Here is a 25,745-nt window from a genome sequence, read left to right on the forward strand (position 1 = left end):
CAGACCGCGCATGAGGATCAATCTTCATTCAGAAGAGTTTCCAGCTCTTGAGAAAGAGGCATCACCTGAAAAGAACTGACCCGGGCACGACCAGCATTCCCCGAAGGCACTCATACTTTAGAAAATAGCAGTGCAGCGATAACTCGTGTTATTTGTCCCAGGATCTCCCGAGGATCATGTGTCTTGACGCCCACGTACAGCATCAAGACGTGTGACTTTGCACGTAGCAAAGTGCGGCGTTGTGAGAGGATGTGGGTACGTTCAAGCCAATAGTAAGCGCGCCCATAATCTCGGGACAGAATCGCCACCCGAGCTTCGTCGAAGCCCTCAAGAATTGCCCTATGCAAAATCTCTTTCAGCTTGGGCTCCAACTATTTTCAGGGTAACCATCTGCGTCACGATCAATTCTGTCATGACAGCCTGGGCAGAGGAGCATCAGGTTGGCAGTATCGTTTGTGTGCGCCTCAGCATCATGATCCGCACGTCCCCGAGGCCCCTTGGGACTGGCGGGTAGGATATGCGCCACTTCGCCCCATTTCATTGGCTTGCCGGCACGATAGTCGAACGTTAGATCTGCGCCGCACAGTTCACAATGACCAGCGGTCTGTGTCCATACGATCCGCTTCGTCTCATCATTCGTATTAAAGCGCCCACTCGCAGGCTTTGCGTCTTCTTGTTCTGCCATTCCGACCTACCCCCCGAGAAACATCCATGATCGAAAACGATGACGGCAAGATAAGATCATATTAAGGTCATTTGCCTCAATTTCAAGAGAGATATCAGGGTGACGAATGCTAAGTCGGCTTTGAGCAGGGTGCTTTTTTTGGCTCATCGAAACGCAGTGATGGAAGCGGGCGTTTTTCTAGCAAGTGCTGGTGGGGAATGGCACTGACCACAGCGTATGTATCGAAATTAGCGAGTTTATGCAAAATACATAAACTCGCTAATTTCGATACATACCGCGCGTAGAACTGATGACAACGAGATGTGCAACTCAAACGAGGCTGCAAGCGCAGCCCCTTTTGCACATTTTTTCCGCGTTAGTGCCTGCCAGGCTCAGCGGATAGGCGTCGACGGCGCATGAGGTGATAGGCCGCCGGAATGACGAACAGCGACAGCAACGGCGCCGTGACCATACCGCCAATCATCGGGGCGGCAATGCGGCTCATCACCTCGCTGCCGGCACCACCTCCTAAAAGTATTGGTAACAAACCAGCGATAACCACCGCAACGGTCATGGCCTTGGGGCGAACGCGCTGCACAGCGCCTTCACGAATCGCGGCCATCAACCCGCGTTCTGTGTTGTCACCGAGCTCTTGACGCTCGGCCCAGGCATTTTTCAGGTAGAGCAGCATGATCACGCCAAATTCGGCAGAAACTCCAGCCAGGGCGATAAAGCCGACCCCGGTGGCAACCGACAGGTTGAATCCCAACAGATAGAGAAACCATGCTCCGCCCGTGAGAGCGAATGGCAGCGTGGCCATAATCAGCAAAGCCTCATCAAAGCGTGCAAATGTCAGGTAAAGCAGGACGAAGATGATCAGCAGCGTGGCGGGGACCACCAGTTTTAGTCGTGCATTTGCCCTCTCAAGAAACTCGAACTGACCTGAGTAGCTCAGGCTCATGCCGGGCTGCAACTTGACCTGCTCGCTGACGAGCCGACGTAGATCGGCGACTACCGATGCAATGTCCCGGCCACGCACGTCGATGTACACCCAGCCTGAAGGCCGTGCGTTTTCACTTTTGAGCATCGGCGGCCCGTCGTTGACCTTGATCTTCGCCACTGTGCCAAGGGTGATCTGGCTGCCTAGCGGGGTGTAGATTGGCAACTGCTCCAAAGCGCTAAGCGAATCCCGCCACTCCCGAGGGTAACGGACGTTGATTGGGAAGCGTGCAAGCCCTTCAATGGTTTCACCGACATTTTCCCCGCCGATAGCGCCGGCCACGATCGACTGCACATCGGCGATATTCAGTCCGTATCGGGCGGCGGCTTGTCGGTCGATATCCACGTCGATGTAACGTCCACCGGTTAATCGCTCGGCCAGAGCCGAACTGACACCGGCTACGCCCTTGGCCACTCGCTCGACCGCCTGAGTCGCCGAATCGATTTCCGTCAGGTTGGTGCCGGCAATCTTTACACCAATAGGACTTTTGATCCCCGTAGCCAGCATGTCTATTCGGTTGCGAATCGGTGGTATCCAGATATTCGTCAGCCCAGGAACTCGCACCACTCGGTCCAGCTCCTCCACCAGTTTTTCCGGAGTCATGCCTGGTCGCCATTGCTCCTGTGGCTTGAACTGGATGGTGGTTTCGAACATCTCCAGCGGCGCCGGGTCGGTGGCAGTTTCGGCACGTCCCGCTTTACCGAAGACATGTTCGACCTCTGGCACGGTCTTGATCAGGCGGTCGGTCTGTTGCAGCAGTTGCGCCGCTTTCTGTGCGGACAATCCGGGCAGCGCCGAAGGCATATAGAGCAGGTCGCCCTCATTCAAAGGCGGAAGAAACTCGCCCCCCAAGCGCGACATTGGCCATAGCGCACTAAAAAACACCAACGCCGCCACAAGCAGCGTGATCCTCGGTCGCCGCAGCACTGCATCCAGAGCCGGCTGGTAGATCCGGATGAGCCAGCGGCTCAGCGGGTTGTTTTTTTCATTAGGAATCCGTCCCCGAATCCAGTAGCCCATCAAAACCGGCACCAAGGTCACTGACAATCCCGCTGCTGCAGCCATGGCGTAGGTCTTGGTGAAAGCCAGCGGGCCGAACAGCCGACCCTCTTGCGCTTGCAGGGTGAACACCGGAATGAACGAAAGAGTGATGATCAACAAACAGAAGAATAGGGCTGGTCCAACTTCAGTCGCCGCTTCGGTCATTACCTGCCAATGACGTTCACCATTCAGTTCCTCACCTGGATTGGCCACGTGCCATGCCTCAACTTTCTTGTGTGCGTTTTCGATCATCACCACAGCAGCATCGACCATGGCGCCGATGGCGATGGCTATCCCACCCAGGGACATGATGTTGGCGTTGAGCCCTTGGTAGCGCATGACAATAAAGGCCATCAGTACACCGACCGGCAGGGAAATAATAGCCACCAGAGAGGAGCGCAGGTGCCAAAGAAAGATCCCGCAAACCAATGCGACAACGATGAACTCTTCGATGAGCTTGTGGCTGAGGTTTTCAACAGCGCGGTCAATCAGTTTCCCACGGTCGTAGGTGGTGACAATTTCCACTCCGGCCGGAAGGCTGCTTTTCAACTCGTCGAGTTTGGTCTTGACCGCCGCAATGGTCTCGCGAGCATTCTTACCGCTGCGCAAAATCACCACGCCGCCAACCGTCTCGCCTTCGCCGTCGAGTTCGGTGATGCCACGGCGCATCTCCGGCCCCAACTGGATCGTGGCGACATCGCCCAAGTTCACCGGCACACCGCCCGATCCCAGCTTGAGGGGGATCGCCCGAAAATCATTGAGCGTCTTCAGGTAGCCGGATGCACGCACGATGAACTCGGTCTCTGCCATCTCCAGCACCGCGCCACCCGTTTCCTGATTGGCCTTGCCGATCGCTTCGGTCACCTCGGCCTGCGTAATACCAAGACTGGCCAGTTTGAGCGGATCAAGCTGCACTTGGTACTGCTTGACCATGCCGCCCACAGTGGCCACTTCCGCCACATTGGGCAGGGTCTTGAGTTCAAACTTGAGGAACCAGTCCTGAAGTGCGCGTAGCTGCGCCAGATCATGCCCGCCAGTGCGATCCACCAGCGCGTACTGGAAGATCCATCCTACGCCTGTCGCATCTGGCCCCAACGCTGGCTTGGCGCTGGCCGGCAAGCGGCTTTGTACTTGGCTCAAGTACTCCAACACCCGCGAGCGAGCCCAGTACAAGTCAGTGCCGTCTTCGAACAGCACATAGACAAAGCTGTCACCGAAAAAGGAATAACCACGCACCGTCTTGGCACCTGGTACTGAGAGCATGGTGGTGGCCAACGGATAGGTGACCTGGTTCTCGACAATCTGGGGTGCTTGTCCAGGATACGGGGTGCGGATGATCACCTGCACATCGGACAAGTCTGGTAGCGCATCAATGGGCGTGCTCTGCACCGACCAAATGCCCCACGCCGTGATAAACAGCGTCGCCAGTAGCACCAGGAATCGGTTGGTTACGGACCAACGAATCAGGGCTGCAATCATGGCTGGCCCCCTGATTTGTCCAGACGCTCAACACGCAAGCCGTCGTCGGTCTGATTCACACCTATCCGGACCTTGTCGCCCGTTTTAAGACCCTGCATCAGAGCGGGATTGGCGAGCGGGAACGTCATCGTCATGCCAGGCATGCCCAGCGTCTTAAAAGGGCCGTGAGCGAGAGTGACTTCTTTATCGTTGATCTCAACGATTTGCCCATCCGCTTCATGCAAACCGGCGGCGGCTGCACTGGTGGGTGAAGGTTCCTCTGATTTGGCAACGATGCCTTTAAGACTGGCCTCTGAGTCGAGCAGGAACTGGCCAGAGCTAACCACTTTTTGGCCCTCTTCCAACCCTTTCAATATCGCCGTCTTGCCATCGCTTTCCTGCCCAAGTTGCACCTCCACGGGACGATAGCGACCGGCGTCTTCAGCGAGCATCACCAGGGCACGTAGACCGGTGCGAATGACCGCCTCGCTCGGCACCCACAGCACACTTTGCTCCGTCGCGCGATTAAGGCTCACGCGTGCGGTCATACCCGGCCTGAGACGGCCTTGCGGGTTAGGCAATTCGACGCGCACGCGAAGGGTGCGACTATCGGGATTGGTTTCTGGAAGAATCGCGCTTACCACGCCGTTGAGCACGACGCCTGGGAACGCGGGCAAACGCGCCTCAGCCACTTGTCCCAGCTGTATCGACCCGAATTCAGTCTCCGGGACCGCCAGAGCCAGCCAGACGTTACTCAACCCATTCACGCGTGCCAGTGTTTGGCCGGCAGCCACTGTCATACCTTCGCGCACATCGAGTTCTTGCAACACCCCACTGATAGGGCTGGTGAGGGTCAGGTTCGGTTGGACTTTGCCACTGCGCTCTACTTGAGTAATCGATGCCGCCGGCATCCCGGTAAGCCGCAAACGCTGGCGAGCCGCTGCCAGCAAGCCCGCATCGCCGCTACGCTTAAGTGCGAGAAACTCCTCCTGAGCCGCAGACCACTCCGGGACAAGAATATCCGCCAAGGCGGCGTTGGCTTTGATCACATCGCCAGGAGCATGGGCATACACGCGCTCGACGAAACCCGCCGTACGGGCCTGGATGACGGCGACGTCACGCTCGTTGAAGGTCAATACACCTACAACGTCCAGACTCGAAGCAAACACACCTCGATTGACCGTAGCCAGTCGCACACCAAGATTCTGGGTCAGGCTTGGATCAATGCGAACAGTGGCGCTGTCCCCCTTGCTATCCGCGTACTGAGGGACCATCTCCATGTCCATGAAGGGCGACTTACCCGGCTTATCGAATTTCTGTTGTGGGTACATGGGGTCGTACCAATACAGAACCTTGCGATCGACTGAGGACTCCGGCTTCGGCTCCGATGCTGCATCCGGTACTGCGCTCACCCTCGGTTGAGCCAACCAGTAACCACCGGCGACTCCCAAAGCAATTGAGATGCTGACAACAAAAACCCCTTTCCATGTTCGAGAGATCATTGAGCGGACTCCCCATAGGCGAAATACAGGCGAGCGCTGGTGAGAGCACGCTGCTCTTCAACATCAATCTGCTTGAGACGGGCTTCGATAAGCTCGCGCCGAGCGGCCACGACGGAGTTCAGATCGCCTTTGCCGGCGCGATAGCTGGCCATAGTGAGCTCGACCTTTTCCTTAGCCAAAGGGAGCAGGCTGGTCTGGGCTCGATGAACGGCGCGGTTCAGGCGCTCATAGTCCGCTAAGTCATCCTCCAATTGCTGGGTGTGCTCGCGTGAAAGGACCTCACGCTCAGCCTCAAGCTGATTGAGTTCCGCATGCTTGGCTGCGATTTTTGGGTTTTGTCGCGAGTCAGGAAACAGTGGTAGATCCCATGAAAACTGCACGCTGACCATGTCGCCGAACTCTCGGCCGCGATGCTGATAGTCGACTTCCCAGCTCCAATCAGACCGCTTTTCCGCTTCGGCCTCGCGCACCTTGGCCTGCGCTTCGCGGGTCATTGGGGCAAACGCTGCCAATTCTGGGTGATGTTGAACGTTGTGAGAGTACCCAGAGGCTTCTACAGGCCATTCAGGCAAGCTGCCCACAGGTTTATCGTTTGCGGCTGGTCCAATCCAGCTCTTCAAAGCTGCTCGGGCTTGCGATCTCTGGCGAATCAGATCGTCCTGCTGCTCTTCCAGTTGTGCCGCCTCCTGTTTGGGCGTGACGGCATCAGCAGGTTGAGCGCGGCCACCGGCAATCTGCGCGCGGACGGTATCGGCCAGCAGGCGGTTTTCCCTATAGAAGTCCTGGAACAGCGCGTCTTTACGCTCAACGGAATAGCTGCTGATCCAGGCCAGCGCCGTGGCCTGACGAACCTTTAGACGTTCGACCAGACGCTCAGCGGCAGCGCGGTCAATGGCTGCATCAGCAACCTCGATTCGGGCTTTTCGTTTGGCGCTGTTCGGCATTTCCTGACTGACACCGACCATTTGCATGGTCATGAAGTCCTGATCGATGCTCCAGCGATCCGGCCCCCCAATGGGATAGTTCTGTATACCTACCAGCAACTTGGGATCGGGTAGTTCCCCGGCTGGGATGGCTGCACTAGTGGCGGCACGAATTTTTGCATCTTGTGCAGTCAGCGACGGCGCATTGGTTTCAGCCAGCTGCAAAGCATCATCGAGTGTCAACGCAGCAGCGAAACTCGGCGTGGCCAATACGCTTGCCGCCAAGATGGCCACGAGGGGCCGCCCTGTGCAATAGCACTTGGATTTCATGTTCACGATTCCTGTGATGATCCACTGCGTGCTTCATGAGAGATGCACGCAGATATCCCATACCGCCTGACGCGGAATGAGGCTCAGTGTGGTACAGGAATCAAATGCGGGGAGGTCGCCATACCCCTGATGGAGTTTGGACAGGATGGGAATCTATGGAGATGGACGCTGCGAGGGGGCTCGACAGGGTCACCGGAGGCTTGATGATGGAGACTTGCAGCATGCCGCCGGTCTTGCACTCCTGGCCCGGCTTACAGGGTTTACCGTGCTCGGTTGGGCTTTTCATGTCATGGCAGCAGTCTTGGCCCATGCCGTCCATCATCGCCATGCCCATGGTTTGCATCGGGCACGGCTCTGTCGGCGCCTGAACACCCGCCATCCCGCTGAAGGGAAGCGCCAGGCTAATCAGGAAAATCAGGCAAAGCCGTAGATAGCGTGTCATGGGCTGAAGTGTAGCCAGTAGAAATGGTGCTAACAATCACGTTCTAGGCTTCTTGGTTAGCTGCCAGAAACCTCTATTGCGCGCTCATTTCCATTTCAGGACTTAGCGTGCCTAACCATGCGACAAGACAGATGATGAGGATTGCCATCAGGAATTCGAATTTCATGCTGCGGCGCAAGGCATTGACCGCTACAGAGTATTGACCATTGCGAACCGAGCGCTCCAATAGCGGGCTTAAGTGAAAGCGGTTCAGCGTCGCTAAAACGATCATCCCGGCAAAGAGCAGGATCTTCAAAAACAGCAACTGGCCATAGGTACTGAGCATGACCTCATCAAGGTTGGGACCGACGATGAAAAGGTAATTTACTACTCCCGTAACGCTTATGATCGCAACAATCACACCGCCGGCCGACTCAAAGCCAGTCAGCACGCGGGCAAGAATACGTGCTTCCTCCTCACCCTTCAGCGATTTCAACCGCAGCAGTAGAGCGAAGGCCGCTAGAGCACCCAACCAGCCACCTGCCGCTAATAAATGGAAAATGTCGCTGAGAAAATGCCAGTAGCGGCGGCTGCCTTCGTCCATGGCACCATGCCCTGTCCAGGCTAGCGTGGCCAACGCGATTGCTCCACAGGCGGTGACGATCCAGAGGCTGGGTGTCGGATATCGTTTATTCAACGCGACGCCCAGAATTGCCCCCACCAAGGCGGCTATCCGAACCATCCAGGTCAACCCAACATCGGTGCCCATGATGACCATTTCAAAAATGTGGTGATGTAGCTCCATAAGCTCCGATACACCGCTCATTGCTTTTGCAAGCAACAACATCGCAGCAAGGGACAGAGCTACACCTGCAATAGAAGTACCGTAAAGAAGCGACTCAAAGTTCAAGACCGTGCCCGATACCCTTTCCTTTCCCCTGAGACTGTACAAGCCGAATATGGCCAGTCCAAATAACAACATCAGGTCAAAATAGAGAGCAAAGCGAACCACGATATTTAATGAGTCGCTCATGGATCATTTCACTTTGAATGAAAAGTTGCCGGTGATCGGGTGGGTGTCCGAAGACACTGCACGCCATTCAACTTTGTAGGTACCGGTGGTCAGCGGTGCAGCCGGCGTAATCACCATCGTTTTCGGATCACCACCAGCAGCGACAGCGGCCTTTACACCCATGGGGGAGTTAGGCATGCCAGGCATGTCGGTCATGATCAGCTTTGCACCGGAAAACTGAGTGGTGAGATTCTCAGAAAAATGCAGTTCGATTTTCGACGGAGCCGCCGCATCCGAGCCTTCTGCCGGAGTGGAAGAAAGAAGTTTTGGATGTGCCTGGGCCACTGCACTCAGAAGCAAACCAGCAGTGATTGCAACGGCCACGGACGTAGTTTTAAGGAATGACATGCAAGACTCCTCACAGCAAGCGCTGTTGATTCGAGGTTTTTTGGGAGGAACTAGTTTTTAATTTCTTTAAAAACCACTGTTGATTAACTCGGAGCCCCCGTCCTCTTCGCCAGGTTGAACAGGAGAAACTCGCTAGCCCTAACGTCACAGTGCGAGAACACGATGCCACACGATCACAAACTGTTCGATTACATTTCAGTCAGCTTGATCCGATGTTTGGCATCTAATCGTTGAGCGTAGCAAGGCCTGAAAAGAGACGGCGTACCGCAGGACCGGGGAGCTCAATCACTCTGAAAAATCCGCAGAGGCGTAGCTAAACGCACAACGCCAAGACGCCGTTGGTCCCAAATGTTTTGTCGCTCAGCTAACCGTCGAATCGACGGCCGGAAACTCAAGATGAAAAGCCGTTTTCCCGTCGCCTGACGTACACCAGATCTTGCCATCGTGCGCTTCGACAATTGATCGGGTAATCGACAGACCTAGCCCTGCGTTGCTTGGACTTCCTTCTCGCCGCGCTGGGTCCACGCGATAAAAACGATCAAACAGCTTTTCAAGGTGTTCGGGGGCAATGGGCTCACCATGGTTTTCCACGACAACCGTTACCGACGCATCCTTGTGCTGAATATCGACACTGATTGACGTCCCTTCATAGGTGTAGCGCAGCGCATTTGAGAGCAGATTGGAAATCGCTCGGTGGAGCATAAGAACATCACCTCGCACGCTCCCCCGTCCTGAAACCTTGAGCTCGATCCCTCGTTCATCAGCCAACAGGCGGTAGTACTCAAGCAATTTTTCCACGACAGCCACCAGGTCTATTGGCTTGCTCTCGTGCGTAATTAGACCATTGTCAGATTTCGCCAGAAAAAGCATGTCATCAATCATCCGGCTCATGCGCTTCAAGTCATCAAGATTGGAGTACAAATTGTCTTCGTAGTCCTCGATGTTTCTTTTTCTCGAAAGCACCACTTCAGTGTGGGTCATCAAGTTGCTCACGGGGGTCCGTAGTTCGTGGGCAATGTCTGCCGAAAAGTTGGATAACCGGACAAATGCATCGTCGAGCCTGGATAACATGGCGTTGAACGACAACACCATCTGTTGAAGCTCTTTCGGAACGGGTGCCAGGGGAATACGCTCCTTGAGTGATTTTGCTGACATGGAGGCAGCAACCCGTGTGACCTGGCGGATAGGCCGCATGCCACTGCTAGCTACCATCCAGCCGAGTGCAGCACTGACCAATGCGCTGATCACCAACCCTATCCAAAACCATCGTTCGAGCGTCTCGAAAAAGGACATATGCTGCGTAACGTCAAAAATCAACATGACAGTTAATGGCCTTTCTTGTCCCGTCACTACGGATTGCGCAGTCACACCACGGAACATCTGCTCTTGCTCCCGCCATTCCCAGACGGTTGTGTTTGTGGTTGTTCGAAACGCCTTCGGAACGTCGACCGGGCCGGGATCCGCAAACAGCACCTTGCCGTCGCCATCGATGATAAGCGCAGTCAAATCACGGTGTGCGCCCAGCAGCGCTTCTAACTCCGGTTTAGCCTCGCTGAATTGATCGATGTTGCTCAGCCCGGACAAGATCCGCTGGGTCGAGTGGAGTTTTTCGTACAATGCCTGCTGATCCAGCATCTTGAAATGATGCCGGCTGAGGTTATTGAAACTGAGTCCGGCGACCGTGAGCACGGCCGTTACCGCGAGCATAAACATCAGACTCATACGAGTCGTCAGGGACATCCGGTTCATCACGACTCCGAATCTGGTGCATCGAGCATGTAACCCATTCCCCTTGAGGTATGAATCAACTTGACCTCAAAATCGTCGTCTATCTTGGCCCTGAGCCGTCTCACTGCAACCTCGATAACGTTGGTATCGCTGTCGAAGTTCATATCCCAAACCTGGGAGGCGATAAGAGACTTTGGCAGCACCTCCCCTCGACGACGCAGCAGAAGCTCAAGCAACGCGAACTCTTTGGCCGTAAGGTCTATGCGTTTGCCTCCTCGGATGGCTCGACGCTTGAGCAGGTCCACTTCAAGGTCAGCCAGTTTCATAAAGGTTTGCGAAGGTGCGCTGCTACCGCGACGCAGCAGCGTTCTGACTCGAGCAAGCAATTCAGAAAACGCGAAGGGTTTGATCAGATAGTCATCCGCACCGAGTTCAAGTCCCTTCACTCGGTCTTCAACGCGGTCTCTGGCGGTGAGAAAAAGCACCGGGACGTCTTTCCCGGAAGCGCGCACCTTCTGCAGGACTTCCCAGCCATCCAAACCCGGCATCATGACGTCGAGAATCAGCAGATCATAGGCTTCGCTCAAAGCGTGCTGAAGCGCCTCTTTTCCATTCGTGAAACGGTCGACATTGAACCCGGCCTCGTTGAGCCCTTGCTGCAAATAGATACCTATTTTTGGTTCGTCTTCAGCGACAAGAAGTCTCATGAGGTCGTTCTCAGATAAAGGTTAAGCGGAGTCTGCAACGAAAACTGGCAGCCAACCAGCAACTGACAGAAAAGTAATCTTGGCTTCAGGTAGATGTCAGCGAGTGCTGGCTAGGGTTCAGACATGAGCACTTCATTGGTGCTCGACCGACCTCTGAGCGATGAATCGTATGGAAGTCGGATTCCCTCATGAGGAGCTACCCCGATGAACCACCTGAAAATGCTGTTTTTTGTAAGCTCGATACTGGTCTCGGCTTCTGTGTGGGCTGAAAGCGGCGGAGATCGTGTGATTGAGCGTATGGAAGGTTTGCGCGACAAGGCCGAGGCCACGTTGATGAAAGCTGAACAAGCCCCTGAAGGAGAGCGTCACGTCCACATGGCAGAACACATGAAGATGCTTGGCGACATCATGAGCCAGCTCCACAACGATCACCCAGATGCCTCAATGTCACCCCAACAGCATCTAGCCTGGATGGAGAAGCACGACAAAATTGTTGACGACGTTTTGCGCCAGATGCAGCGCGAGCACAAATTGATGCTTTCAGAAAACCATCAATAAACGCCCCCAGGATAAGTACTTGTCAGCATCTTGTTGCGGCGTCAATTGGACGCCGTATCTATTTAGAAAACTGACAAAGAAGTAATGCCCAAGTCAGTTAGCTGGCAGCTGAGCATCATTAGCATAGCCAATGTTCCCACGTATTCCTGAGGTCACCATGAAAACTACGCTCGCTACCCCGTTCATCGCAGCAATGACCCTTTTTTTCGCTGCTACGGCTATGGCTAATGCTGGGCATGGACAAGACGACATAGGCCAGCCTGGTGTGGCCTCTGACGTTACCCGCACTGTAGAGGTCGAGATGGGCGACATTTTTTTCAAGCCTAAAAGCATTGACGTAAAACCTGGTGAAACAATCCGCTTTGTCCTTCGCAACGAGGGTTCGCTGCTGCATGAGTTCAACATCGGCAAAGCCGCTGCTCATGCAGCACACCAGAAAGAAATGGCAAGCATGTTCAAGAACGGAACATTAAGCCCTACCGGTACCGGGAAGATGAGCGGCATGAGCCACGGCATGGGCGGAATGAAGATGGTCGCAATGGAGCATGACGACCCTAACAGTGTCCTGATTGAGCCTGGCTCAACCCAAGAGCTGATCTGGACCTTCAACGACAGTGCAGGGCTTCAGTTTGCCTGCAACGTGCCGGGGCATTACCAATCGGGAATGGTCGGCGAATTTGATCTGAAATAAACCGGAGTCGGCTGTTTCTGCCGGCCCGACGCAAGAGTTGGCTACGCTAAGTCGCAAGTAACATAGCAACGCTTCTCAGCCGGGGTCCGTGCGGAAACATCACCGCACCACTGTGGAGCCGCAAATCAGCGTTGTACTGAATATGCTCATTTCTAGTAGCACCTTACAAGGGGAATAGACATGCCTACCACCTCTGGCCATCACGACCATAATCACACCCATGCTGCTTCCCGGGATGATGCTGATCTACATGACCCGGTGTGTGGAATGGCAGTCACTTCGTCGAGTAAATTTGCTGAGACTTACCAGGGACAGACGTATCGGTTCTGTAGCCTGAAATGTCAGGAGAAGTTTCGAGCGGACCCTGAGCGCTACAGTGGCCACGTGGTGCGCAACGAGTCAGGCAGCACAACGCCGGAGTCTGCGGTACAAACGGGCACTGAATTTACGTGCCCGATGCATCCTGAAATACGGCAGACCGGCCCCGGTAACTGTCCTAAATGTGGCATGGCACTAGAGCCTGTCATGCCGGCGCTTGATGAAGAAGAAAATCCTGAACTCCGGGATTTCAATCGCCGCTTCTGGTGGTCGCTGCCCTTAACCGTGGTCGTAACCGTGCTCGCGATGGCGGGTCACTCGTTACAACTTCTTCATGGTTCGGCTCAAAACTGGATCGAGTTCGCTCTGGCGACACCCGTGACCTTATGGGCAGGATGGCCTTTTTTTGTAAGGGGACTGGCCTCGGTTAAAAATCGCAGTCCCAACATGTGGACTCTGATTGGGTTGGGCACCGCCGCAGCTTATCTGTACAGCGTCATAGCAACGCTCTTCCCCCAAAGTTTTCCCTCCAATTTCATGCAAGATGGACGTATCGGCGTTTACTTCGAAGCGGCAGCGGTCATCATCTCGCTCACGTTGCTTGGCCAGATCCTTGAGCTCAAAGCCCGATCACAAACTTCCGCCGCCATTAAGTCTCTTCTCGGCCTTTCGCCCAAAACTGCACGCCGGATCAATGCCGATGGCCAGGAGGAAGACATTCCTCTCACACATGTGCACCTGGGAGACCACTTACGGGTCAGACCGGGTGAAAAGGTGCCAGTTGATGGTTCGTTACTTGAGGGTGAAAGTGCGGTGGATGAGTCGATGCTCACTGGCGAGCCAGTCCCGGTAATGAAGAAAGCTGGAGATAGCCTGATCGGCGCCACGCTGAATACGCATGGGAGCCTGGTGATGGAGGCCCAGAAGGTCGGTGCCGAAACCATGCTGTCCCAGATCGTACAGATGGTCGCGAGAGCTCAGCGTTCCAAGGCGCCGATGCAACGAATGGCCGACTCGATTGCCGGCTACTTCGTGATGGGTGTTATCGCGATTGCGATAATGACATTTATCGGTTGGGGGCTTTTCGGCCCTGAGCCCAGTTGGGTGTTTGGTCTAATCAACGCTGTCGCCGTGCTGATCATCGCTTGTCCCTGTGCGTTGGGACTTGCTACGCCTATGTCGATCATGGTGTCGACAGGTAAAGCAGCCAGCATGGGTGTTTTGTTCAGAGATGCCAGTGCAATTGAAAGCCTTTGCAGAATCGACACGCTGATTGTCGACAAGACAGGCACCCTGACAGAGGGACGGCCCGTGTTTCACAGCGTGGAGGCCACTCCCACCTTCAATCCCGACGACGTCCTTCACCTGGCTGCCAGCCTTGATCAGGGCAGCGAGCATCCTTTAGCACATGCGATCGTCGATCACGCCCGAGCCGAGAACATAAAGCTCACCAAGCCCGAATCCTTTGAGTCGGATTCGGGTATCGGCGTCAGTGGCGTTGTCGATGGCAAGAAGCTCCAGCTGGGGAACACAGCGTTGATGGAAGCCGCAGGCGTGAGCACCAACTCCCTACAAGAGCGCGCTGAGGTGTTGCGACTTGACGGCATCAGTATTATCTACCTCGCCGTCGACGGCGCATTGGCAGGTTTGTTGGCCGTATCAGATCCGATCAAGCCGACCTCAAAAGAGGCCGTCACCAAGCTTAAGGCTCACAACGTGAAAATCATCATGGCTACTGGGGACGGGCTTACTACCGCTCGGGCTGTCGCCAGGGAGATGGGGATTGAAGAGGTCCACGGTGAAGTCAAACCCCAAGACAAGGAACGTCTGGTGGCAGACCTACAGCAACACGGGCGAAAAGTGGCCATGGCAGGTGACGGTATCAACGATGCTCCGGCCCTGGAGCGAGCAGATGTGGGGATAGCCATGGGAACGGGGACTGACGTGGCGATGAATAGCGCGCAACTCACGCTGGTCAAAGGTGACCTGATGGGGATCTTACGAGCACGAGCTCTTTCGGTCGCCACAGTTAAAAACATGCGCCAGAATTTGGGCTTTGCTTTTCTCTACAACTCAATGGGTATACCTCTTGCCGCTGGTTTGCTCTATCCATTGACGGGGCACCTCCTGTCGCCAATGATCGCTGCCATAGCCATGAGCGTCAGTTCTGCATCTGTAGTTTTCAATGCATTGAGGCTGAGGAATACCCGAGTTGACTGACCTTCAAAATTGCAGCGGTTTTAACTCGGGGGAATGGCTATCCATGTGCTTTCTTCAGTCCCTTTAAGCGCGCATTCGCCCGTTGCACAGCGGCCATTTTTTCAGGCCGCTTCATGCGCTTCCACTTTCTGATGTCTTCCTTGCTTCGCCCGCAGCTCACACACAGATCACCACTGAGTTGGCAAACCGAGATACAAGGATTCTCGATTTCTTTTGCCATGGTCAGTCCCCCTTAGCTTTATGTAGTTGAGCCATGCGACGTTTCCAGTCGCCTATGTGCGTGCGTTGGCACTCTTGCTCCGAGTCAAAGCGGACATTGCGGTCTGAAACAGGCAGGTCAAGATTGGCCTCTTTCAAGGCGATCGCCGTCAACTCAAAGATGCGGGCCTTCGCATCAATCTCGGCCCGCTTCCTGTCAGCCAGGGTTTCGAACACCCAGATGACCTTTAGGGTTTCAGCCAACGCACTTAGGTCAGCGGTGTGAGTGAGCCAAATAAAGCCCTTTATCTCGTCCTTTGCTGTTTCGCACGCGTCGGTGAGCGTGACGATGAACTGGCGCTCGATTCGAGCCAGCTCACGTTTACCGGGCGGCATCGGTGTTTCCTATAGAGGCTGTGCTGGACAGGCGCTGAGTCATGTTTGTCGGAACTCGACGGTCAGGTGGCTGACTTCGTGAACCGGTTTGAGACGTTCACGAATGCTGTCGGCGTTCACAGTGGCTTCACCTAGAACGCTGACGATCGCCGCGCGCGCTTGAGGACCCACCCTCCAAACGTGCAAGTCTGTAATGGTAGCGCCACCCGGTTTCTCAACGAGTTCGCGGATTTCCTCGGCAACGTGGGCGTCGGTCTGATCGAGCAACACGCCCGCAGTTACCCCCATCAAGGTCCAGGCCCAACGCGCGATAACGAAAGCGCCGACGATACCCATGACCGGGTCGAGCCACACCCAGCCCAGATACCGACCGGCAAGCAATGCAGCGATGGCCAGAATCGACGTCAACGCGTCTGCAATGACATGGACATAGGCCGACCTCAAGTTGTTGTCGTTTCCGTTGTGGGCATGAGGGTGATCGTGGTCGTGGTCGTGGTCGTGGTCGTGGTCGTGCCCATGCCCCAGCAGCAGGGCACTGACAATGTTGACGAGCAAACCGACAACGGCGATGAGGGTCGCGGTGCCAAATTGAACCGGTGTTGGCTGCAACAAACGCATGACCGATTCAACGCCAATGCCCAACGCAACAATGCCGAGAATCAGCGCCGAGGCGAACCCGCCCAAGTCTCCAACCTTTCCTGTACCGAAACTGTAGCGCTGGCTGGTAGCGTGGCGTTTTGCGTATCCGTAAGCGGCCGCCGCGATGCCCAATGCGCCGGCATGGGTTGCCATGTGGAAGCCATCGGCCAGTAACGCCATCGAACCCGTGATATAGCCGGCGGTGATCTCCCCGATCATCATTACCACCGTGAGTGCTACAACCCAAAGCGTACGCTTGGCATTCTCGTCGTGCGCTGAGCCTAGAAACACGTGGTCGTGTGTGTAATCGATGTCTGTCCTGCTCATACGTGTTTACCTGGATGCATTCACTTGGAGTACCGGCGGATAGCTTCAAGAAGCTCTTCGACGCCCTTGTTACGCTCTTCTTCGCTGAGCGCAGGGTTCGCGACATGCTCTCGTGCGTGATCCTCGATGATCTCTTCCATCAGCCCGTTGATGGCACCCCGAGTGGCCGCAACAAGATGGAGTGTCTTGGCGCAGTCGAGATCCGATTCCAATGCTCGTTCAACAGCTTGAATCTGTCCGGCAATACGTTTTACGCGTTTAAGAAGATCGTCTTTGTGTGATGCGATGTGGCCCACGTGATACCCCCCTGGCTATATTAGCTCGCATGATAGGCGTACCCCCTATACCTATGCAAGGTTCGCGGGAGGACAGATCAAAGCTTTTTGACGGAACGAGAGGCTTACAAAATCGAGGGATCAAGCAAGAGAGCCGCAATGTGCCGTTAGGCGACCTCAACCGACCAGGGCCATAGGGCGCACTGGTCGAATCCGTTCAAACGGTAGTGAGCTGATTAACAACCGGGTGGTCAAGTTTGTGAAATTTCTCGAAATGACGCTCACGGCCTTGATTAGATAATTGTTGACCTTGCCACGGTGTCAACGTCGATGCTTTAGCTGCGGGGAAAAGACACCGCTCAGCACGAGGATAATTAACATGGTCGTCTTAGATGTATCAGGCATTGGTTGCGGCAGCTGCGTCGGCAAAATCACCAGAGCGATCCAGGCACTGGACGGCAACGCTACGGTCTCAGTCGATCGATCAACCGGTAAGGTGAGTGTTGAAAGTAGCGAAAACGCGGAACAGCTTCGTAAAGCTGTGGAGGCTGTTGGTTTTCCTTCCAAGATCAGCCATTGAATGGAGACGCCTGCTCCTGAGTAGAGCGTCGTCTGATGGTGAATACCTTTGAATCCGAAAGTACCTGAGCCGCTGTATCGGCCAAAGTTGGCTCGCATGCGCCTATGCTGCTAGTCACCGCGCAGAGCTTTGAGCAAACCCTTGAATGCTCCATTTAGCCGAGTAAAAGCGGCATCGAAACGTATCGCGTTTTCCGTGTATTTCGCGACCTCGACCTGCTGATCGACAGTATTTTGGTCCAAGGCAGGCTGAGCCGGCGTGCTGTAAAGCAAGTCGCGCCCGTATATAGCCACCGCCGATTCTTTCTTAAGAAAATGCTTTGCGTTTGTTGTTTTCAAAGAAAACGCAGTGGTAGCAGGTTCTTTGGTTTGGCTGGCGAGCACAGTAGAAAAATCCAAGTCTTGGGCTTTGAAGTTCGGAGTGTCAGCGTTCGCGATATTGTTACTTAAGATCTCAGCTCTTTGGCCACGATAAACTAACGCTCTTTCTGCGGAGCCTAATGCTTTCTCAAAATTAATACTCACAATCAATCACCCTCGGTGGCATTACTATCTTCTTTGATCATTGAACACCCAGCTGTTGCAGCAGAGCATTCAAGTCTCCTATTAATTTTAATGCAGAGACCTAGAACATCGCCTCCGTGAGAATTAATGGAACCCAAAGCAATGATTACACTTCAATCTTATATTCAATAAAAGTCGCGCAATGCGAAAAGATGGAGACCATACGTATTAAATAGCGTGTACTTCAAGAAAAATATTCCAAACTGACACAACTGTAATATTGGCCTAAGCTTCCTGACAGGGGGTGTCTCTTATAGTCCAACTGAGTCTTTTGCTCACCCCCAAAGAGTCCAATCCATGATGTGATTCAGAGGGGATATTTTCACACATCTGAGGTAGCCCATATGAACACCATCAAAACCTTGTTCGTCGTCGCAGCGCTGACTGTTTCCACTCTGGCCATGGCTGAAGGCGGTGGTGACCGGACTTTCGCACGTATGGAAGTGGCCAGGACGAATTCGATGGAATCGTACCAGGTAGCTCAAACGCAGAGCGCTCAACCGCCTGTCGCTGAAAGCAAAGCCAAAGCGATGGACCATAAAAACTGCTGAACGATCAGGCACGCGGCCAAGCTGACAGAAATGTAATCACGAAGGTGGTTTAGATGTGGCAATTTCTGAGCTCGCTTGCAATGAAAAATTCGTCTTTTTTTCGGTACGCGAAGCTCATCTTGCCAACTCACGGGTTGATTTGAACGGCTCCCTTTTGACTGATTGGAAATAAACGGCATGCATTCCAAAACCTCTAGACGGACATTCGTTAAAGGCCTGGCCGCCGGCGGCATCCTTGGTGGCCTTGGTCTGTGGCGCACTCCTGTATGGGCAGTGACCAGTCCCGGCCTGCCGAGCGTCCTCACCGGCAACGAATTTGATCTGTTTATTGGTGAAACGCCGGTAAACATCACTGGCTCGCCGCGCACAGCCATGACCATCAATGGCTCGTTGCCGGGGCCTTTGCTGCGTTGGCGCGAAGGCGAGACGGTCACTCTGCGCGTGAAAAACCGTCTGGAGCAAGATACCTCCATTCACTGGCACGGCATCATTTTGCCTGCCAACATGGACGGTGTACCGGGTTTGAGCTTCCATGGCATCGCGCCCGACGGCATGTACGAGTACAAGTTCAAGGTGCATCAAAACGGCACGTACTGGTACCACAGCCATTCTGGGTTGCAAGAGCAGGCCGGTGTTTACGGGCCAATAGTCATCGATTCGAAAGAGCCTGAGCCGTTTCAATACAATCGCGACTATGTGGTGATGCTGACTGACTGGACCGATGAGGATCCTGGTCGCGTCATGGCCAAACTCAAGAAACAATCGGACTACTACAACCACCACAAACGTACCGTGGGCGACTTCATCGACGACGTCAGCAAGCAAGGTTGGTCTGCTGCCGTCGCCGACCGGAAAATGTGGGCCGAAATGAAAATGAACCCCACTGATCTGGCAGACGTCAGCGGGGATACCTACACCTACCTCATGAATGGCCAAGCGCCGAACGGCAACTGGACCGGTATTTTTAAGCCTGGCGAGAAGCTGCGCCTGCGCTTTATCAATGGCTCAGCGATGAGCTATTTCGATGTTCGCATTCCTGGTTTGAAAATGACCGTGGTGGCGGCCGACGGCCAATATGTCCAACCAGTCAGTGTCGATGAATTCCGCATCGCCGTGGCAGAAACCTATGATGTGATTGTTGAGCCTGCCACCGAGGAGGCTTACACAATCTTCGCCCAGTCCATGGATAGAACCGGCTATGCGCGGGGGACCTTGGCAGTTCGTGAAGGACTGAAAGCACCGGTACCGGCGATCGATCCGCGTCCGCTGTTGACCATGGATGACATGGGCATGGGCGGTATGGCTGGCATGGACCATGGCAGCATGGCTGGCATGGGCGGCGGCGATATGAAACCGGGTGACATGTCAGGTATGGCTGGCATGGATCACAGCAAGATGCAGGGAATGGACGAAGGTGGCATGACCGGGATGACCGGCATGGACAGTGGTGACATGACTAATATGGCCGGCATGGACCATAGCAAGATGGCAGGTATGGACAAAGGTGACATGTCCAACATGGCCGGCATGGACCACAGCAAGATGGCGGGGATGGACAAAGGTGACATGCCCAACATGGCCGGCATGGATCACAGCCAGATGGGAGGCATGGGGGGCATGGGAGGCGAGATGCAATCTCACCCAGCGTCCGAAACCAACAACCCGTTGGTTGACATGCAGGCCATGAACCCAACGCCAAAACTGAACGATCCAGGTATCGGTTTGCGGAACAACGGTCGACGCGTGCTCACTTACTCAGATCTGAAGAGCACTTTCCAGGACCCTGATGGCCGAGAGCCCAATCGCACCATTGAGCTGCATCTGACCGGTCACATGGAAAAGTTTTCCTGGTCCTTCAACGGCATCAAATTTTCTGATGCTGAGCCCCTTCGCCTCAAGTACGGGGAGCGTCTTCGCATCACCTTGGTAAACGACACCATGATGACGCACCCCATCCACCTTCATGGAATGTGGAGCGACCTTGAAGATGAAAACGGCAAGTTCATGGTACGTAAGCACACAATCGACATGCCACCGGGTACCAAGCGCAGCTATCGAGTCACCGCCGATGCTTTAGGTCGCTGGGCCTATCACTGCCACCTGCTTTTCCATATGGAAATGGGCATGTTCCGTGAAGTACGGGTTGATGAGTAAAGGAGACGATCTGTGAGCACACACCTAAATCGTAAATCGCTGGTCGGTTGCCTCTTTGCCTTTGGCCTGATGGGTGGATTCTCCTGCGTAGCATTGGCAGTCGAAGAACGTGGTGATCCTTCACCTGCTACTTCTGCGGATGCGCCGAACAAGACTGCGACCACGTCAAACGAGGCAACGCCGAATCACGCGACGATGCCTCATACCAAGATGCGCCATGAGTCGATGGATCATGACCAAGAAAACAAGAAGGCGGATTGAGATCATGACCAGGAATTTTTTACGCCCAACGTTGATGGTATTGGCAGTTTCTACGAGTCCTGTCTTCTTTGCCGTGGCTCACGCCGCTGAAGAGATGGATCACTCCAAGATGAACCATGGCTCCATGGGAGCGATGGACCATAGCAACATGGGGGCTATGGAGCACAGCAAGATGAAAATGGACGACGGTCAAATGACCGGCATGGAAAGTATGGATGAAGGGACGACGACAACCAGTCGAACCCCTATCCCCGTTCTTACCGATGCTGACCGTGCAGCCGCCTTCCCAGATGTCGCTGGTCATGGTGTCCACGACAAAACAATCAACTCTTTCATGCTGCTGGATAAGTTTGAATACCAGGATGCTGACAACGGTAGTGCGTTGGCCTGGGATGCGAAAGGATGGATCGGCGGTGACATTGATCGACTGTGGTTGCGCTCGGAAGGCGAACGTACCAATGGCGTGACGGAAAGCGCTGAATTATCCGCGCTCTGGGGGCACTCCATCGGACCGTGGTGGGACGTCGTCACCGGTGTACGACAGGATTTCAAACCAGGGTCCCCTCAAACCTGGGCCGCACTCGGCATTCAGGGCATGGCCCTCTACAACTTCGAGGCCGAAGCAACTGCCTACATCGGTGAGAACGGTCAATCGGCTGCTCGACTGGAAGGCGATTACGACATTCTGCTGACGAATCGATTGATCTTGCAGCCGACGGCCGAGGTCAATTTTTATGGGAAGAATGACCCTCAGCGCGGCATCGGGTCCGGATTAGCCAACACCGAAGTGGGGCTCCGATTGCGTTATGAGATTGTCCGCCAATTTGCCCCTTATATCGGGGTGAGTTGGAGCCGTTCCTATGGCAATACGGCAGACTTTGCACGTGAGGAAGGTGAAGATGCCAGCGAGGCACGCTTTGTCGCCGGTATACGGATGTGGTTCTGAGAACCGGGCATGAAGATTACACTGAAGGCACTAATAGCTGCTGGTCTGGCCACCGTAGCAGCGGCTGCCGGCGTGGTGTATTTCGGCGTGATCAATGTCGGGGCGGATGATCCCCACTCTGCCCCCGTCTACGCGCTACTTTCTATTGCTCGGGATCGCTCGATACACGTGCGCTCGCGCGACATTCAGGTCCCCGACCTGAGCCAAGAAGCTCTCATCCGTGAAGGTGCTGGCAACTACAACTCGATGTGTGTCGGTTGCCATTTGGCTCCGGGGCTTGCAGGCACCGAACTGAGTAACAGCCTTTACCCTGCACCTCCGAATCTTTCGAAACTGGGCGTCGACGGGCACCCAGCTGCAGCTTTTTGGATCATCAAACACGGAATCAAATCCACCGGCATGCCCGCGTGGGGCAAAAGCATGGCCGATCCCTACGTATGGGGGATGGTTGCATTTCTCCAGCAGCTTCCGTCACTGGATGCAGAGCAATACAAAGCTCTGATCACGAGTAGCAGTGGCCATCAACACGGTGGTGGCGAAAGCGTGATGCACAACCATGAGGGTCAGCATGGAACGATCCAGGGGCAAAGTGGCGCAGGTGCTGCCGACCAAAGGGCGGAAGTCCGCGCTCATGATGACGAGAAAAACACGGCACATGCCCATGGCCCCTCCGCAGCGCCATCTGCAAAGGAGCCTGCTGACCACGCCGATCATAAGGGTAGGGAAGCTTCAGATGACGCGGCCCCGACTCCAACCGTACAGCCCAAATCACATACACATACTGATGGGAAGGAACATACCCATGCGAAATAATTCTCTTCGTCGCAGACGGGCACTTCGTCTCGCTGCTTTCGTGGCTCTGTTCATCAGTTCAGCCAGTCACGCAGCAGAGCCATTGACGATCGATGTACATCGCGACGCTAATTGCGGGTGCTGCAAGAAATGGGTCCAGCACCTTGAAGCCAGCGGCTTTACCGTCGTTGATCACGTGGAAACCAACATGAGCGCGATCAAGCGCGGTTTCGGAATTTCTCCTGAGCTCTCGTCCTGTCACACAGCAACCATCAACGGAAAGTTTGTTGAAGGTCACGTGCCCGCCGAGCAAATCATTGCGATGAGCAAACGTGATGACCTGCTCGGGATTGCCGTTCCAGGCATGCCGGCCGGCTCCCCAGGAATGGAAGTGGACGGGAAACATGACGCGTATAAGGTAATCGGCTTGTCAAAGGCAGGCACAGACCACGTCGTCGCTGAATACCCCGAAAACTGATCTTCTAATCTCGCTCCTGCATGGTGAAGGTCATGGCCGTGCAGAGGACATAGCTCATTTCGAACGTAAAAAAGGCGCCACTAGGGCGCCTAAGCCACCTCCCAAACCAAAGGAAAAACAAGGAGGCGGGATGTATCAGGTGGTCGAGCAATTGTTTACTGCACGTTAGAAACCCCTCGACTGACGGACATGATTTCATAAAGTGGATAACTTCAGGCTTTCCTGAAAATTACTTCTACGTCAGCGAGCAGTAAGCTAGTTTCGGACAAAGGAAAATTATGCAGTTCTTAAATAATTTTCATTGTCTAGCTTCCATGGGGGCAGTTGTCGGCCATGACCTTATATTCCACGGTGTTAAGCTTGCCCGTAGAGTCTTCATAGGTCATGCGTGAAGGAGCAACCCCACAGGTTTTATTGGCTTGCGTGACACTGACGACCTTCTGGATATCGAGGTTCATACCATATTCATAATGAACAACTTCAGGAGGAGTCTTGCCGTTCCTTGAGGCATATTGCTCCATTGCTTGTTGGTTCTCTTGCATCATTCGACCATACACGCGGTCACCGCCTCCTTCAGCCATGGCTAATGAAGATAAGGTCAAAATCGAAGCGGCGCAAAACGCTTTCACTGCTGTCATTGCTTTCATGATTTTCTCCTAAAGCTCAATTTACTGAGTTAAAGAGTAACAAGTGAAAGCTTTCAGAAAGCTGCCGCGAAGGTTACTAATGTGAAAGGTGGACGCTACCCCGCATTTACGCTTTCAAGCCAGATAGGATTTTTGTTAACACCCAAGGTTGGCAGACGGTGACGGAACAAAGATGCCCTCAAAAGCTTATTTGAACCGGTGGTCCCTCCCAATTCCTCGATACGCCGGTAGACCTGAGCAGGACCTCCGCGTCGACCCCGGTTCTTGCCAGGCTTTCCAGATCCCACTCGAAGAAACTGCAAAAAGCCAGGAAAACCTTGCTTGATACCGCTGAGGTCAATCTTACCGTCGAGTAATTCACGGGGAGCTTCATCCTGATGAGTTCAGAGACAGTCCACACTAAAGTTCTTAGACGGAAATGCCATACTGACTCCTGATGAATCTTGATCTGTTGATAAGTAAGAGGGAACCTCTGCTTGCGTAGATCCAGCTCATGAGGTAACGAACCTGGGAGCAGCGATTGTAAATTCCGAATGTTCACTCTCTTCGGATCTTTCGTAACTTTATACAGCTCATCTACGCCCGCTTCGATAAGGGCTGCATAGGCGTCGTCTCTTGAGTCGATGGACTTTTCGACCTTAACTGTAGCTTTTTTAGGTGCATGGAGTTTTGCCATTAACCATGCGTTATCATTTTCTAGAATCCATTGCGTAGGTTTGTACGCCTTCTTCCAGAGGTACTCGATATCGGCATCGGTACGTAGCGCTAAAAGCAACTCGATTTTTTGGCGATATCTAGTTTTTTGGCTTAGACGCGATTCTTCGACTTTGGGCGCTCGCGGAGAAACAGCGGCACTCAGCAGGATAGACTCATTTTTCAGAGCCTCTTCAAAGCCATCTGCACTGGAAAACAAGTGAAGAGCAATGATCAAATGCCGCGCGAGCGGCATATTTAGCTGACCTTTGTCTGATTTGAGCCGGATCCATTGCTCATGCTTCCCGGTGTTATAGGCCGGATCAATTTGCGCCAAAAGCTCGTCGCCGTAAGCGCTTTGGATGCTGTCGAACAGTTTTGCAATACCCGCATTTTTTCCGAAAATGAATCCGCGCTTCTTGCATTGGCGGACGTAGCACGAACTCAATACCGTACTGCCTATCGGAGGGATATTGCGTTGCAGGATATCGTGTGCGAACAGAGCGACTTTCTGTTCCATCTTTGACCCCTTGTGTATTGCTGCGCTGTTTAACGGGCTCCAGCCGCATGCACATGGCTCAGTCAGATTGGGAAGCAGCTTCAATTTACGGTAGAACGGGCGAGAGCACTCGGGGCAGGCATGGATCAATGCGTCGCCATGACGCCAACAGACGGCAACACCGGGTATCTGGTGAGATCGATGCCAGTAGGCAGAACCCCGCTCAATCAGATCTTCCTGAACGCAGGTAGGACAAAGCTTAGCCTTGCCATGGGTGGACTCTTCTCTGCGGGGCACCCGTACCACCCCGTCATAACCCAGTGGCCCTACGTCGTTCTCCGGCCCCTGCTTAACGCCAAGAAACGGCCGGTAAGCAGGAAAAGTAGTATTGCTACTGATCAACTCTGCGAGATTGCTCTCCGATTGCCCCGGCAGCCTGTGCGCGAGCCTCTCGATCTGCTTGGGTACGATGCCACCGATGCAAAAGGGTTTCGATGCGAACAAATCGCGATAGGTTTCCGTCGCGGTTCTGTTACCTGACAGATAGTGATATCGGGTGACACGAGAGTAAAGCATTTCATCCGGCATCGAAACGGGGAAAAATAATAGATCAGACATCATTTACCGATTAAAGGTAGGGCTCGAAGAGAATGTGCATCCGGGGGCAGTATATATGCAACCCCTAAAATTCTGTATCCGGTCTGGATTTGAAAATGACACAGCCGCTCAACTTTGAATCGTAGTGAATTCATCTAAATCCTGCCG

26 protein-coding genes and 1 pseudogene are annotated in these 25,745 nt (G+C 54.1%); 10 read left to right on the forward strand and 17 right to left on the reverse strand.

What is annotated here, in order from left to right:
• Positions 1-17: 17 nt before the first annotated feature.
• The 10 genes and pseudogenes from AAEZ10_RS06655 to AAEZ10_RS06700 form a co-directional block, all read right to left on the reverse strand.
• Positions 18-371: pseudogene (locus AAEZ10_RS06655) on the reverse strand (DUF3703 domain-containing protein).
• Positions 356-685 (reverse strand): HNH endonuclease signature motif containing protein, encoded by a 330-nt coding sequence (locus tag AAEZ10_RS06660; protein WP_073470827.1) that lies wholly within the window; start codon positions 683-685, stop codon positions 356-358. The pseudogene AAEZ10_RS06655 and the gene AAEZ10_RS06660 overlap by 16 nt, the downstream one beginning before the upstream one ends.
• A 355-nt stretch (positions 686-1,040) precedes the next feature.
• Positions 1,041-4,184: an efflux RND transporter permease subunit gene (locus tag AAEZ10_RS06665; protein WP_024014904.1), complete on the reverse strand. Its 3,144-nt coding sequence runs from the start codon at positions 4,182-4,184 to the stop codon at positions 1,041-1,043.
• Positions 4,181-5,665, reverse strand: a complete 1,485-nt coding sequence (locus tag AAEZ10_RS06670; RefSeq protein WP_039593196.1) for an efflux RND transporter periplasmic adaptor subunit — start codon at positions 5,663-5,665, stop codon at positions 4,181-4,183. The genes AAEZ10_RS06665 and AAEZ10_RS06670 overlap by 4 nt, the downstream gene beginning before the upstream one ends.
• Positions 5,662-6,918 carry a TolC family protein gene (locus AAEZ10_RS06675; RefSeq protein WP_024014906.1) on the reverse strand — a complete coding sequence of 419 codons (1,257 nt, stop codon included), beginning with the start codon at positions 6,916-6,918 and terminating at the stop codon, positions 5,662-5,664. Before AAEZ10_RS06675 ends, AAEZ10_RS06670 begins: the two co-directional genes overlap by 4 nt.
• 100 nt (positions 6,919-7,018) lie before the next feature.
• On the reverse strand, positions 7,019-7,360 hold the full coding sequence (locus AAEZ10_RS06680) for a hypothetical protein (protein ID WP_080377434.1): 342 nt from the start codon (positions 7,358-7,360) through the stop codon (positions 7,019-7,021).
• 73 nt (positions 7,361-7,433) lie between these two features.
• Positions 7,434-8,372 (reverse strand): copper homeostasis membrane protein CopD, encoded by a 939-nt coding sequence (gene copD / locus AAEZ10_RS06685; RefSeq protein WP_024014908.1) that lies wholly within the window; start codon positions 8,370-8,372, stop codon positions 7,434-7,436.
• Between the two features lie 3 nt (positions 8,373-8,375).
• Positions 8,376-8,759: a copper homeostasis periplasmic binding protein CopC gene (copC, locus tag AAEZ10_RS06690; RefSeq protein WP_024014909.1), complete on the reverse strand. Its 384-nt coding sequence runs from the start codon at positions 8,757-8,759 to the stop codon at positions 8,376-8,378.
• Positions 8,760-9,119: 360 nt separating this feature from the next.
• Complete coding sequence (locus AAEZ10_RS06695) at positions 9,120-10,508, reverse strand: heavy metal sensor histidine kinase (RefSeq protein ID WP_024014910.1); 1,389 nt, start codon at positions 10,506-10,508, stop codon at positions 9,120-9,122.
• On the reverse strand, positions 10,508-11,194 hold the full coding sequence (locus AAEZ10_RS06700; protein ID WP_019816984.1) for a heavy metal response regulator transcription factor: 687 nt from the start codon (positions 11,192-11,194) through the stop codon (positions 10,508-10,510). The genes AAEZ10_RS06695 and AAEZ10_RS06700 overlap by 1 nt, the downstream gene beginning before the upstream one ends.
• A gap of 204 nt (positions 11,195-11,398) precedes the next feature.
• Between AAEZ10_RS06700 and AAEZ10_RS06705 the strand changes: the two genes are divergently transcribed.
• From AAEZ10_RS06705 to AAEZ10_RS06715, 3 genes are all read left to right on the forward strand, one after another.
• Complete coding sequence (locus AAEZ10_RS06705) at positions 11,399-11,752, forward strand: co-regulatory protein PtrA N-terminal domain-containing protein (RefSeq protein WP_024014911.1); 354 nt, start codon at positions 11,399-11,401, stop codon at positions 11,750-11,752.
• 157 nt (positions 11,753-11,909) lie between these two features.
• Positions 11,910-12,443, forward strand: a complete 534-nt coding sequence (locus AAEZ10_RS06710; RefSeq protein ID WP_019816982.1) for a cupredoxin domain-containing protein — start codon at positions 11,910-11,912, stop codon at positions 12,441-12,443.
• A 180-nt stretch (positions 12,444-12,623) separates the two neighbouring features.
• Positions 12,624-14,981: a heavy metal translocating P-type ATPase gene (locus AAEZ10_RS06715; protein WP_350568512.1), complete on the forward strand. Its 2,358-nt coding sequence runs from the start codon at positions 12,624-12,626 to the stop codon at positions 14,979-14,981.
• A gap of 37 nt (positions 14,982-15,018) precedes the next feature.
• Here the strand turns inward: AAEZ10_RS06715 and AAEZ10_RS06720 are convergent, their stop codons facing one another.
• From AAEZ10_RS06720 to AAEZ10_RS06735, 4 genes are read right to left on the reverse strand one after another with little or no spacing between them, the layout of a single operon-like run.
• Positions 15,019-15,201, reverse strand: a complete 183-nt coding sequence (locus AAEZ10_RS06720) for a DUF1289 domain-containing protein (protein WP_024616838.1) — start codon at positions 15,199-15,201, stop codon at positions 15,019-15,021.
• A gap of 2 nt (positions 15,202-15,203) precedes the next feature.
• Positions 15,204-15,575, reverse strand: a complete 372-nt coding sequence (locus AAEZ10_RS06725; protein ID WP_350568514.1) for a hypothetical protein — start codon at positions 15,573-15,575, stop codon at positions 15,204-15,206.
• A 39-nt stretch (positions 15,576-15,614) separates the two neighbouring features.
• Positions 15,615-16,541 (reverse strand): CDF family Co(II)/Ni(II) efflux transporter DmeF, encoded by a 927-nt coding sequence (dmeF, locus tag AAEZ10_RS06730; RefSeq protein WP_047292963.1) that lies wholly within the window; start codon positions 16,539-16,541, stop codon positions 15,615-15,617.
• 20 nt (positions 16,542-16,561) lie between these two features.
• Complete coding sequence (locus tag AAEZ10_RS06735) at positions 16,562-16,837, reverse strand: metal/formaldehyde-sensitive transcriptional repressor (protein WP_073470825.1); 276 nt, start codon at positions 16,835-16,837, stop codon at positions 16,562-16,564.
• A 358-nt stretch (positions 16,838-17,195) separates the two neighbouring features.
• Here AAEZ10_RS06735 and AAEZ10_RS06740 point away from each other — a divergent pair, with 358 nt between their 5' ends.
• The gene (locus tag AAEZ10_RS06740; protein ID WP_047292961.1) at positions 17,196-17,396 is read left to right on the forward strand and encodes a heavy-metal-associated domain-containing protein; all 201 of its coding nucleotides are present in this window, start codon (positions 17,196-17,198) and stop codon (positions 17,394-17,396) included.
• Positions 17,397-17,506: 110 nt separating this feature from the next.
• On the opposite strand, the gene flgB is transcribed toward AAEZ10_RS06740, so the two are convergent.
• Positions 17,507-17,920, reverse strand: a complete 414-nt coding sequence (gene flgB, locus AAEZ10_RS06745; protein ID WP_019816894.1) for a flagellar basal body rod protein FlgB — start codon at positions 17,918-17,920, stop codon at positions 17,507-17,509.
• A gap of 383 nt (positions 17,921-18,303) precedes the next feature.
• Between flgB and AAEZ10_RS06750 the strand changes: the two genes are divergently transcribed.
• The 6 genes from AAEZ10_RS06750 to AAEZ10_RS06775 all read left to right on the forward strand — a co-directional run bounded on the left by AAEZ10_RS06750 (position 18,304) and on the right by AAEZ10_RS06775 (position 23,141).
• The gene (locus AAEZ10_RS06750) at positions 18,304-18,510 is read left to right on the forward strand and encodes a co-regulatory protein PtrA N-terminal domain-containing protein (protein WP_019816895.1); all 207 of its coding nucleotides are present in this window, start codon (positions 18,304-18,306) and stop codon (positions 18,508-18,510) included.
• 177 nt (positions 18,511-18,687) lie between these two features.
• Positions 18,688-20,664, forward strand: a complete 1,977-nt coding sequence (locus AAEZ10_RS06755) for a copper resistance system multicopper oxidase (protein ID WP_024014918.1) — start codon at positions 18,688-18,690, stop codon at positions 20,662-20,664.
• Between the two features lie 12 nt (positions 20,665-20,676).
• Positions 20,677-20,925, forward strand: coding sequence for a hypothetical protein (locus AAEZ10_RS06760; RefSeq protein WP_143170045.1), 249 nt, complete (start codon positions 20,677-20,679; stop codon positions 20,923-20,925).
• Positions 20,897-21,871, forward strand: coding sequence for a copper resistance protein B (locus AAEZ10_RS06765; protein ID WP_039593195.1), 975 nt, complete (start codon positions 20,897-20,899; stop codon positions 21,869-21,871). The genes AAEZ10_RS06760 and AAEZ10_RS06765 overlap by 29 nt, the downstream gene beginning before the upstream one ends.
• A gap of 9 nt (positions 21,872-21,880) precedes the next feature.
• Positions 21,881-22,684, forward strand: coding sequence for a c-type cytochrome (locus tag AAEZ10_RS06770; protein WP_039593194.1), 804 nt, complete (start codon positions 21,881-21,883; stop codon positions 22,682-22,684).
• On the forward strand, positions 22,674-23,141 hold the full coding sequence (locus tag AAEZ10_RS06775; RefSeq protein ID WP_039593193.1) for a DUF411 domain-containing protein: 468 nt from the start codon (positions 22,674-22,676) through the stop codon (positions 23,139-23,141). Before AAEZ10_RS06770 ends, AAEZ10_RS06775 begins: the two co-directional genes overlap by 11 nt.
• Before the next feature lie 305 nt (positions 23,142-23,446).
• On the opposite strand, the gene AAEZ10_RS06780 is transcribed toward AAEZ10_RS06775, so the two are convergent.
• Both AAEZ10_RS06780 and AAEZ10_RS06785 read right to left on the reverse strand, forming a co-directional pair.
• The gene (locus AAEZ10_RS06780) at positions 23,447-23,779 is read right to left on the reverse strand and encodes a DUF2790 domain-containing protein (protein ID WP_039593249.1); all 333 of its coding nucleotides are present in this window, start codon (positions 23,777-23,779) and stop codon (positions 23,447-23,449) included.
• Positions 23,780-23,966: 187 nt separating this feature from the next.
• Positions 23,967-25,598, reverse strand: a complete 1,632-nt coding sequence (locus tag AAEZ10_RS06785) for a TniQ family protein (protein ID WP_230082024.1) — start codon at positions 25,596-25,598, stop codon at positions 23,967-23,969.
• Positions 25,599-25,745 lie beyond the last annotated feature (147 nt).

The sequence above is a fragment of the Pseudomonas sp. H26/SER47-MNA-CIBAN-0231 genome (assembly GCF_040310465.1).
GTDB classification, from domain to species: Bacteria; Pseudomonadota; Gammaproteobacteria; order Pseudomonadales; family Pseudomonadaceae; genus Aquipseudomonas; species Aquipseudomonas atacamensis.